The 10,641-nt window shown below is 55.1% G+C and carries 7 protein-coding genes and 2 pseudogenes; all 9 read right to left on the bottom strand.

The annotated features are described in order from the left end of the window. Positions 1-172 precede the first annotated feature (172 nt). Entirely contained in the window at positions 173-349 is a 177-nt protein-coding gene (locus tag ABLU87_RS04440; RefSeq protein ID WP_158413618.1) for a hypothetical protein, read from the bottom strand. A 75-nt stretch (positions 350-424) separates the two neighbouring features. Further along, positions 425-634, bottom strand: a pseudogene (locus tag ABLU87_RS04445) (contractile injection system protein, VgrG/Pvc8 family); the annotation flags it as partial. Between the two features lie 11 nt (positions 635-645). Then, positions 646-2,028, bottom strand: coding sequence for a hypothetical protein (locus ABLU87_RS04450; protein ID WP_122117954.1), 1,383 nt, complete (start codon positions 2,026-2,028; stop codon positions 646-648). Next, on the bottom strand, positions 2,028-2,285 hold the full coding sequence (locus tag ABLU87_RS04455; protein ID WP_074177954.1) for a PAAR domain-containing protein: 258 nt from the start codon (positions 2,283-2,285) through the stop codon (positions 2,028-2,030). Before ABLU87_RS04455 ends, ABLU87_RS04450 begins: the two co-directional genes overlap by 1 nt. Before the next feature lie 14 nt (positions 2,286-2,299). Next, a complete protein-coding gene (locus tag ABLU87_RS04460) occupies positions 2,300-2,998 on the bottom strand; it encodes a sialidase family protein (RefSeq protein ID WP_227633914.1) in 699 nt (232 codons plus the stop codon). A 1-nt stretch (position 2,999) separates the two neighbouring features. Next, on the bottom strand, positions 3,000-5,168 hold the full coding sequence (locus ABLU87_RS04465; RefSeq protein ID WP_196942112.1) for a hypothetical protein: 2,169 nt from the start codon (positions 5,166-5,168) through the stop codon (positions 3,000-3,002). Next, positions 5,165-7,663: a type VI secretion system tip protein VgrG gene (gene vgrG, locus ABLU87_RS04470; RefSeq protein ID WP_122117922.1), complete on the bottom strand. Its 2,499-nt coding sequence runs from the start codon at positions 7,661-7,663 to the stop codon at positions 5,165-5,167. Before vgrG ends, ABLU87_RS04465 begins: the two co-directional genes overlap by 4 nt. Next, the gene (tssH, locus tag ABLU87_RS04475) at positions 7,660-10,302 is read right to left on the bottom strand and encodes a type VI secretion system ATPase TssH (protein WP_148850193.1); all 2,643 of its coding nucleotides are present in this window, start codon (positions 10,300-10,302) and stop codon (positions 7,660-7,662) included. The genes vgrG and tssH overlap by 4 nt, the downstream gene beginning before the upstream one ends. Before the next feature lie 247 nt (positions 10,303-10,549). Continuing rightward, positions 10,550-10,641: pseudogene (locus ABLU87_RS04480) on the bottom strand (type VI secretion system tube protein Hcp); the annotation flags it as partial.

Below are 10,641 nucleotides of genomic sequence, written 5' to 3' on the forward strand. Positions count from 1 at the left end.
CCACCTCCATATAACCCGAGCTGAGATGAATCACCGCCGCATCATCCATGACTTTCTTGTCACCCAGGTCTATTTTTTCATTCTGATGTAATTGATTAGCCCGTTCATCTTCAGTCAGTACAGGTGAGGCCCGGTACTTGTATTTAATCATTAACCCATCATAATCCATTTTTTATCCTGCCTGCATAATGTCTTTCAGACTCTGCATTTCAATCTGAAGCGTCTGATGTGGTTCAGGAGGAAGCCCCTCAGGTGTTACTCCCCACATCGTTTTTTCCAGCCATTGCTGCAGCTCATTGGTCTGTTTCCAGGAAATATAAAATGCTGCAACCAGAAGCACGGCTGCCATTACTCACCCCAGCGTAAGGCCAACAATTTCCATACGTACTCCAAGTGATGATCCTGGCCCGGTGCCAGCGCCGTACCGCTGGTCATCGCAAAACTTCACCACGTCAATGTTCAGCCAGGTGTCGGCGGCGAAGCGGAACCAGATACTGACCTCAGCCAGCAGGCGAGTGATAAAGCGCAGGTCCTCCTCGCCGTACTGCATCAGTTGCTCGCGACGCGGATACGCCTGTGCAGGGTCAAAGTCCTCTCAGCGCATAGCGTGGCGGGTATGCAGGATATCCTGAATGCCGCTCATAATTACCAGCCCATATCTGCACAGGCATTTTTACTGCTATACCAGGTTGCCAATATGCCAATAACGCCCCCCACAATGAGTGGGGTAAAACTACCGGCAATAAATCCCCATAAGGAAAATGGGTTCTTCGAATCAAAAAAACTAAACTGGTACACCCAAAAAGAAAGCATCAGAAGGATTCCGGACATTCCTCCAAAAAGCCAAGGTTGGGTGTGTTCAAATCCTTTAAAATCATCTAGTTCAGGAGGTTGTCTGGACGACAATGCCGCGATGCTAAACTGATTATTTTCTGACACAGCAACAAGTTGCCCACCCTGCGCATATTTTACCGCGTCAGCAGCCAGTGCGAGTGCAAGCCACCGGTATCCGGCGCTTCTTTCACCCAGTGATGCCTCAATATCCAGTCGTTCAGGAGCCTGTTTCTGCTCATCAAGCGCTTTCAACAGCGGATATTTCTCAGCCCGGGACAACCCTGTGTACCAGAGCGTTTTTGGTGAAACTACCGGTGCTGTTTGCAGATACACAGGGACTTTAGCCTCAATATCATTTACTCCCGCCATAGGCTGATAGAGGTAAACTGGTTTTTCACTTTCGATTTTGACATAACGGTTTGTGAGTAAAAGTGCACACGCACTTTCCATACTTTTTGAATCGCTATCATCACCATATATATCGATGATAAATATCAGGCGATTTACCCGGGAGGTCTCCGACTGTTTAATCCATGTATTTATAAGGGAATAATCAGGACATTCTGACAGATATTCTATCTGGCAGTCACTGTTGTGATTAATGTCAAATCGCCCTAACATTCGCTGTAATTCATCACAACAATACTCATCCCCTCCCCGTACCCATAACGTCGTCTTAAAACCACGATAGTTATGATTTTTTAGTTTGGTTGCCAATGGCCCAATTAATTCACCAAATATCTGTTCGATACGAGTATAATCAAACCCCTGTTCCTGCCTGATTTTTAACGGATTTTTCGGGGCCAGCGGGAATTCACCTTCCAGCTTCAACAGATTCAATGCAGGTTGTTCCAGTGGAGTGATCACAGACCATCCGGCAATAATTACATTTTTCCGGGCATATTGTTTTAAATGGTATTCCTGTGATAACGCGATAAACTTACGCATTTCAGCATAATGAACAAGTGCGCTTTTAAAAATATTAACAAAGCACATCAGTGCAGTAATAATTAAAAAAGGGAGCGCCAACGCCGGAAGAAAAAAAAGAGCGTCAATATGCTTATTATTCGGCCATGTTGTTGCACGAATGAATAAACAAAATGTAATGACGACTACATAAGTGAAAATGAGGAGCCATAATGAAATACCAGGGTTTTCCGCCTCTTTCTGTTTTTCATACAACCACCATTGCATCAGACGCCCCCCGCATTTGGTAACGTTGTTTTTATTGTACAACCGCACTCAGCCTTACAACCGTCAACCACCACACCACGCCCAAGCATTGTCCAGGATGGATGGCATTCAGCAATGATAAATGTCCCTTTATGTTCGGGGCAGATAACCAGATCGCCTTTTAATGCAACCTTAATACCCATAAACTCGACACCGGAAGCGGTAGATACATGACCGCCACACACCAGCGGATCGTTAAGACGAATAACACCTCTCATTATATATCGGTTCCTTATTTCCCCACATCCATATCGCACCGCATATGATCCCAGCCCTGGTAATTTTTCACTTCCGGTACTTCGTCGGGAAGATCCTGATAGTTAGCTTCATGACGCACAACCTTGCCATCTAATCCTTCTTTGGTGAAATACACCACTCCCCAGGCCCAGCCTGGATATTGCGGATCAATTCTCTGTACCGTTCCGTCATCAAGAGTGTAGGTAATCCCCGGACCACCGGGAAGAATGCGCGGATCGTCAAACGGCTTTGATGACATATATAACCGGTGCTTCGTTTGCAAAAAGCCCTGGTCATTCACAACTGTGAAGGAAAGAATGTCGTCTCTCGGCGGTGATGAGTCACCATTCGGTTCGTTTTCTCCGGGAGAATATGTCGCCGTGGTCCAGGTTTTTCCGTAATCCTTAGATACTCTGAAAGCCCCTGGGTCCCAATTTGGGATAGCAAGATAGCGTTCCGAAGGGTGCACAAATTTTTTGGTGAATATCCGAAAAAACTGGAAATATAGCTGTGAATGAATACCTCTTTGCGTATCCGTGTACCAGAGTTCTCCCTCACAGTTCCAGCCTTTGAGTTCCAGATAACGATGGTCGTCAAAGCGGTAAACCACCTGCATAGGTGGTTCTTTGGCACCGCATCCGCTGACCACCAGCATTGCCGCTAACACACTGCCTGTCATCTGAGTGAAATTCATATCAGTTCCCTTTCGTTATACCCAGCTCACGGTCCGTCAGCGTGTCCGGCCTGTCCCATTGCGTATTTGGTATTTCTTTATAGTCTTTTGCCAGATACCCCTGAGAAGGAATTATCGTTGTGGCATTCATATATTTATTCACCACCCCACACTCTTTTAACGAAGGAACAACTTCATCAGGTTTATTCATAAAATCCTTTGTGAGAGCAGTATCCAGTCTCCCGGTCCGGTAATACTCTCTCGCCTGCGGGTTTCCATTATGCACATCCCGCCAGTCAGCACGGCGCAGTAGGGCTTCCCAGAAGGCTCCCGCTTTATAATTAAACGCCTTACACTGCCCTATCGCCAGGTCAAACGCCATCGCCTGAGCAGGCGCAAAATCACTCATCACGATAGAGGAGTGCTGGCTGTAACCCACCGGATCTGATCTTTGCCACTCCTTTTCAAGATCTTCGCGTGAACGCACCCGGACCAGCATCAGGTTTCTGATATCACCCAGCCCTGCCACCTTACCCTGCACAACCGTATAACCTTTCTCACGGCTGAGTTGCTTTATTTCATCCGGCGTTAACGAGTGTCCGGGCTTCATCTCCGGGTAATCATATTTACCCAGAGGAAACACCACCGTTTCCGTTCTGCTGATGGCATACGCTTTCGCCGAGTAGGAGATATACGCATCCGGGCTGTCAGGGTTAATATCCGTCTTATACGGTATGTCACAGGTTTCCTGGTCGTCATCCGGGTGATTATCTTCCCCCTGTAACTTAAAAATGAAAGGCTCCGGCAGCTCTTCACCGTTAATCATCACATCGTTCGCGGTATAACTGGCATTCGTGGTAACGCCGTAGGTAAAGTCGCCCTTACCCGGAGAAGGCATCTTAAATGGTTTGCTATCTGGTGGATCACCCACTCTGCCGTGCTGATAAAACACCCTCTGGTATAAATTAGGGATATTTCCGGCAATATTCTGCGGAATTCCCCGCCAGCCAAAACCCTGAATATTCCTCAGCGACACCGTTCCGTCGTTCGGACAAAAATAGTTATACACCTTGCCGTTGTTGTTACGCCGATACCTCTTGTCCTTACGCAGCGGATTCTCTTCCGGCCTGCGCAGCGTGCAACTCCCCTCCAGCGCCTCAATGTCATCACCGGAAAGCTCGCCGCCTTTGTACTGTTCCGCCATCACGGCGCAAAAGTTTTTGAACGTCTGCTGCCGCGCCGCGCTGGTCTGGTGATGGCCCGACTGGGCATTTTCCATCAGCCGGCTTTCCAGCGAATACGGCGAATGGTTCAGAATCACGCAGTTGGCCGGATTGTATCCCGCCTGTTTGACCAGCATATTTGCCAGCATGGTGATGATGGTCCCCTGGCTGTGGGCCACTATATTTATCACATCATTCTTCGTTACATCTTCACTTCGGATCTGAATAATCAAATCCGCCAGCCGCTGGGCGGCAAAAAACTGATAAATACGGTGCGGATTGGGAAAAATCGGGTGCGTATAGTCACCACCGTTCAGATAGAGTGTGCTAAACCCCGCGGCGGCAACAGCCGTCCCCCCCGCCCCCGGCCCCAGCATATCGGGGATGTTGGTGGTGGCATTAGCAAAGGTTCCACCACCTTTGGCATAATTCATATCCAGCGCATTGTTCCAGTTGTCGTTCTGAAACTTCAGCTTATTCTCGCCATCATTACCAACGGCCTTCATTTTCTCTTTATCATTTTGTTGATAAGCATCATAGGGAATATGGGCTTTGTCCCCCAGTTTCTGGACATCCACTTCTTTCCGGTAATTCTGCTGGTCCGCAACCCAGTCGTCATACGTCACCGGCTTGTAGCCCCAGTAAAACGGAATAACCGGCGAACGACCCGGCGCGGCGATTTTTTTCTGTGCCTCTTCGTTGTGCATCATCATGAAATCCTTCCATTCATGCGCGTAGAGGTCAGTACGGTTAAGGCGCTTACTCAGACCCGCAATAATGCCATTTTCCTGGTTCTGATACGCTTCACCCACATCATTCACACCATGCACCAGTATGACGATACAGGGCATGGGGCGGGGAACCGCCACATTGCAGGTCTGGGCCGCTTTCCCAAGATCTTTATGCACCGACACATCGTTTCTGGAAGCTATGCGCGGAGCATACGGACTGTTTTTTTTATCCGTCATGAGCATAACTCCAGTGTCCAGATATCAAGATCGGTCGCATCAAGCAGGGGGGAACACCCTTCGCTGTCTGTCTCACCTTCGATGATGTCGCCCGCCGCGCTTTTGACGCGAAATTTTTGTCTGGTCAGAATTTGCTCGGGATCATCGGAAGCATGAAGCCGATACCGATGTTTAAACGCCCCTTTATCAAAATTTGGCATCTGTATCTGCACACTTTCAGGGCCTTTATAGGCAAAGTTTGGCGCTTTAATATCAACGCCTGTGGGTGAGAATACTTCAACCGATCCGTCCGCGTTAATGCGGATGCCTCCACCTCCGCAGGCCAGTTGTATGCCCTGTTTGGCGCTGATATTTAGCTTGCTGTCGGTGCTGGTCAATGTGAAATCCTGCTGTGAAAGCATATGCATGGCACCGCGCTGTGCCTGAGTTGTAATATCTCCCGCACCGGCAATTATCTGGATGCCAAGTTTTCGGGCAAACAAGGCCAGCTTTTCGCCAACAGCCAGTGAGAATTTTTTCACCACGTTGATGCTGGCATCGTTACCTGCCGTCGCAACTAAATCCTGGCCTGCGGAAAATTGCAGGCTGGCAGGCGTAATATGTGCTTGCCCCTCTCCGGCATACGTCAGAAGCCCCGCCCCTTTTAGCTGTTTCAGTACCTGACTGAGTTGTTGCTGTTGCCCAGTGTCCACCTTACTGACTCCAGCAGTGGCGGCACATTGTTGTAATGTTTTCGCCAGCGACAGCGCCTTTTCCAGTTCCGCGATCGCCGCAGCCATATCCAGTTGTTTGCCCTGCACACGCGGCTGCGATTCGGTGGTGAGCATGATCCCTTTCCCGGCCCGTATCGCTCCGTAGCTGTCCGTCCGCAGCTCAAACCCCTCGCCGCGTGGCTGTTTTTCGCTGTCCACCAGATGCCCCAGGTTCAGCTGACTCTTGCCGCCGTACTCCGTGCTGACCTTGATGTGCTCTTTGCCACGCGCGTCGTCGAGGCGGATTTTGTTGTTCGCCGGGGTCCGCAGGACGTTGCGCTTATAGTTCCGGATGGTGACAGGGTCCGGGTGCGCCGAGTCGTGCAGGACACCGGCAATATACGGACGGTCCGGGTCTCCCTGCTCAAAAGCGATGGCCACTTCCGTCCCCGCCAGCAGCGGCAGGTGCAGGCCGTATGTGTCCCCGGCATAGGGGCGCGCCTGACGTACCCACAGACTCTCTTCCCCCGGCGACCAGTGGTCGCGGTCGAACAGCAGGTTGACCTTATAACGGCCGTCGCGGTCGATATGGCCGTAGATATCGTTGGTTTTCGTGCTGGTCACCCGCGCCGGCAGCGTGCCGGCCATGACCGGCCTGTCGCCCGGTTGCGGACGGAAGCCGTAATTTTCCGAGAACGGGATGGCCGTAAACGCCACCTCATAGCTGCGGTCGCGACGGGCGCGGCTGTGGATGCCGGTAATCACCACGCCCTGGCGGAAAACCTCCGTCACCTCAGCGCCTCCGGTGACCTTCAGCTCCCGGCCCGGCGCCAGCGCCGCGCTGCTGGTTCTGCCGCTCAGCCGGGTCTGGTCGTTCAGGTAGCGCTCGTGGCGCAGACGGGCATAAAACGCCCCGCTCTCCGGCTCCGGGTTGCGCTGGCCGTCGCTGCCCGGCGCCAGGTAGTTATCCGCCCAGTGATACGCCTCACCGTAGGTGGTGACGTCGCCGGACGTCACGTCCGCGCTCTGGCTCATCTCCTCCGGCGCGTTGCGGTAGTTATAGTCCCGGGTGAACACCGACTGCTGCACCACGTTATGCTGGCTTTTCAGCGCCCACACCGACTCGGTACCGCTGTCGTGCTGGCCGGAGGGCGGCACCGACGGCAGAACCAGCCCCTGCTCGTAGTGCCGCTGGTCATCGTAAAACTCCACCACGTCAATGTTCAGCCGGGTGTCGGCGGTGAAGCGGAACCAGATACCGACCTCGCCCAGCAGGCGGGTGATAAAGCGCAGGTCGTCCTCGCCGTACTGCATCACCTGCTCGCGACGCGGATACGCCTGTGCCAGGGTGAAGACAAAGTCCTCCCCGCGCATGGCGTGGCGGGTACGCAGGATATGCTCCACGATATCCGGCACCGACATACCCTGGTAAATCCGGTTCTGGTGGCTCCGGGAGAGCAGCGCCAGACGAGGCTGCAGGGTCAGGGAATAGTGCGTTTCGTCGCGGGATGCGGAAAGGCGCTCAAACGCCGTCACCACGCCCTGAATCGTGCGCACCGGCTGCTGAATGTTAATCCCGAAACCCTGGTCCGCCGGCGCCTGCAGGGTGAAGGTCGCGTCCTGCATCAGCATCTGCTGCGGCGTGATGGTTTTGTCGGCGCTGGTGAACTCAATCACGTATCTGAACGGTTCGCTCAGGGCCTCCTCACCTTCAAAGCTCAGCACGTCCAGAAGGGCGCTGCAGCCGCGCACCGTTAACAGATGGTGGCTGTGGCTGAACAGCAGGGATTTTATCTCGCTCATACGCCCGCCCCTGCGCCAAACTCCATCACAATCCCCCCCTCTTCATCACGACCCAGCATCAGGTGCTGCGCCTTCTGCCCCGCCGCCTGATGGCTTAACAGCTGCAGGCTCAGCGCCGGCAGTATCTGCTGATTGAGCAGGCTGTCCACGTTGCGCGCCCCGGTATCCGGCAGCAGGCAGGCATCCGTCAGAGCGTCGTACAGGCTGTCGCTGATGGTAGTGGTCATGCCGTAGTGGCGACTGAGGCGTTTGCTCACCTGGCTGAGCTTCATACCGACAATCGTGCGCATCGCGTCCCGCGTGAGCGGGCGGTAGATCACCGTCTGGAAGCGCGCCAGCAGCGCGGGCTGGAAGTGGTCGCGCAGCAGCGGACGCAGCAGTTCATGCAGGTCAGATTCCGTGGCCTCCGGCCGTTCGTCCAGCATCTGCATGATGTGGTCGCTGCCGAGGTTGGAGGTCATCAGAATAACCGTGTTGCGAAAGTCGATCTCCCGCCCCTCGCCGTCGCGCATAAAACCCCGGTCAAACACCTGGTAGAACAGGTTCATCACGTCCCGATGGGCCTTCTCCACTTCGTCCAGCAGCACCACGCTGTACGGACGCTTTCTGACCGCTTCGGTGAGGATACCGCCCTGGCCGTAGCCGACGTACCCCGGCGGGGAGCCCTTGAGCTGGCTGACGGTGTGCGGCTCCTGGTATTCGGAGAGGTTGATAGTGATTAAGGATTTCTCACCGCCGAACAGCGCGTCAGCAAGGGCAAGCGCGGTTTCAGTCTTGCCGGTGCCGCTCGGCCCGGTCAGCAGGAACACGCCCTGCGGGCCGTTCTCCGACGTCAGCCCGGTTTTGCTGGCACGGAGACGCTGCGCGATGGCGTTCAGCGCCGCGTCCTGGCCCACCACGCGTCTACCGAGCTGCTGTTCCAGGCTCAGCAGCTCCGTCTGCTCATCCTTCATCAGAGACGAGAGCGGCACGCCTGTCCAGTCGGCGATGACCGTGGCAACGGTGCGCGCGTCCACGTCCAGCCCCAGCAGCGGGTTCCCCTGCTGCACGGCACTAAGCTGGTTTTGCAGGTCCGCGATTTCCGCGTGGCGGGAGAGATCGGCGCGGCAGGCGAGCAGGTTTTCCGTGAGCTTCAGCTCCTGGCCATACTGCGTTTCCAGCTCGTCGAGCTGCAGGATAATACGGACTTCGTCCTGTTCGATGGCCGCCAGGCGTTCGCCGTGGGTGTGGTTGCCCGCCGCGATATCTTCCAGCAGCGCCTGCTTTTCCATCGCCAGGCCGGTGAGCTGCGCCTTCAGTCGAGTCAGCGGCGCCGGCACCGTATCCAGGCTCATGCGGATGCGGGCGGAGGCGGTGTCGAGTAAATCCACCGCCTTGTCCGGCAGCTGGCGTCCGGTCAGATAGCGTCTGGAGAGGGTGACGGCGGCGCGCACCGCCTCATCGGTGATGTGCACCCCGTGATGCTCCGCGTAGCGGGACTTCAGCCCCCTGAGCATCAGGCAGGCGGTGTCGTCGTCCGGCTCATCGACTTTGATCATCTGGAAGCGCCGCTCCAGCGCCGCATCGCGCTCAAAATACTGTTTGTACTCGCTCCAGGTTGTGGCGGCGATGGTTCTGAGTTCGCCCCGGGCAAGGGCCGGTTTCAGCAGGTTAGCCGCATCGGCGCCGCCCGCCTGGTTACCCGCGCCGATAAGGGTGTGGGCCTCATCAATAAACAGAAGCACAGGCAGCGGCGACTGCTGCACCGCGTCGATAATGTTTTTCAGCCGCTGCTCGAATTCTCCCTTCACCCCCGCTCCGGCCTGCAGCAGGCCGAGGTCAAGGGTGCGCACGCTTACCGGTTTCAGCGCATCCGGGACGTTGCCTTCGGCGATTCTGATCGCCAGACCTTCCACCAGCGCGGTCTTGCCGACGCCCGGCTCGCCCACCAGTATCGGGTTGTTCTTGCGGCGTCGGGAAAGAATGTCCACCATTTGGCGGATTTCATTATCACGGCCGAACACCGGGTCGATTTTGCCGTCCCGGGCGCGGGCGGTCACGTCGAGGGTGAACTTATCCAGCGCATTCTGCAGAGCCGGATTCAGATCCCCTTCTTTTACGCCCGCATTAACCGGACGGCCGACAAACGCCACCTCGTCGCCCTGCGCCAGCTCTGCTTCCTGCTGCACCTCCGGGCGCTCTTCGGACTGCGCGTCCAGCAGCGGACGCAGGCGAGCCAGCTGGCTCTGCGCCAGGGTCAGCAGCGGCCACAGGCCGTCGCAGCGCACCAGACTCTGTTTATCCACCAGCGCCATCAGCAGGTGGATACTACGGATATGCTCCTCCCCGGCCAGCGAAGCGCTCAGCCATGCCTCCTGCATCAGAGTCTGAATAGCGTCTGAAAGCTGCGGGCGGCCGCGCACCGAACGGGGGAGCTTATCCATAAAGGTCAGCAAATCCTGCCATATCGCGTCCATATCCCATTCGTAGCGCCGCGCCAGTACCGTCAGGTCGCCCTCGCCCTGCTCCAGCAGTTTCAGCAGCCAGTGCTCGGGCAGGATTTCCGCGTGCGCCCGGGTCTGGCACAGGGTGGCAGCGCCTTCCATCGCACGGGCGCAGTAAGGATTAAGACGGCGTAACAAAATGGCGGGATTTTCCATGAGCTTTTCTCTTTATCAGTTCCGGACACGCTACCGCCCGTCGCTGTTCCCTGTTATTCAGGAACCCAAAGCGCATCAGGTCAGGCAGGCAGATTGTTTTTTTGCTGAGCGCCCGTCAGTTCAGGCGCTCAGCAAAAAACGGGCAGCGGAAACTGCCCATCAGGGGATGACTCTAAATAGTTCGCGCTGTAGCAAGACGGCAAGCGAACGCAGCCAACGGCGCTACAGCGTGAAATATGGCGAGTCATCAGGCGGTGGCGCGTTCGTTCCAGCTGTCGGAATGAATGATGTTGCCGTCCTTGTAGGTCCAGGTGATTTTTTCGTAACGCAGCTCAATCT

Source organism: Klebsiella sp. CB_Kp196 (assembly GCF_040061575.1).
Classification (GTDB): Bacteria; Pseudomonadota; Gammaproteobacteria; order Enterobacterales; family Enterobacteriaceae; genus Klebsiella; species Klebsiella michiganensis.

Coding starts and splice junctions, on each gene's coding strand:
- ABLU87_RS04460 (WP_227633914.1), bottom strand. CDS start 2,998: ATGAATTTCACTCAGATGACAGGCAGTGTGTTAGCGGCAATGCTGGTG.
- ABLU87_RS04440 (WP_158413618.1), bottom strand. CDS start 349: ATGGCAGCCGTGCTTCTGGTTGCAGCATTTTATATTTCCTGGAAACAG.
- ABLU87_RS04465 (WP_196942112.1), bottom strand. CDS start 5,168: ATGACGGATAAAAAAAACAGTCCGTATGCTCCGCGCATAGCTTCCAGA.
- vgrG (WP_122117922.1), bottom strand. CDS start 7,663: ATGAGCGAGATAAAATCCCTGCTGTTCAGCCACAGCCACCATCTGTTA.
- ABLU87_RS04455 (WP_074177954.1), bottom strand. CDS start 2,285: ATGAGAGGTGTTATTCGTCTTAACGATCCGCTGGTGTGTGGCGGTCAT.
- ABLU87_RS04450 (WP_122117954.1), bottom strand. CDS start 2,028: ATGCAATGGTGGTTGTATGAAAAACAGAAAGAGGCGGAAAACCCTGGT.
- tssH (WP_148850193.1), bottom strand. CDS start 10,302: ATGGAAAATCCCGCCATTTTGTTACGCCGTCTTAATCCTTACTGCGCC.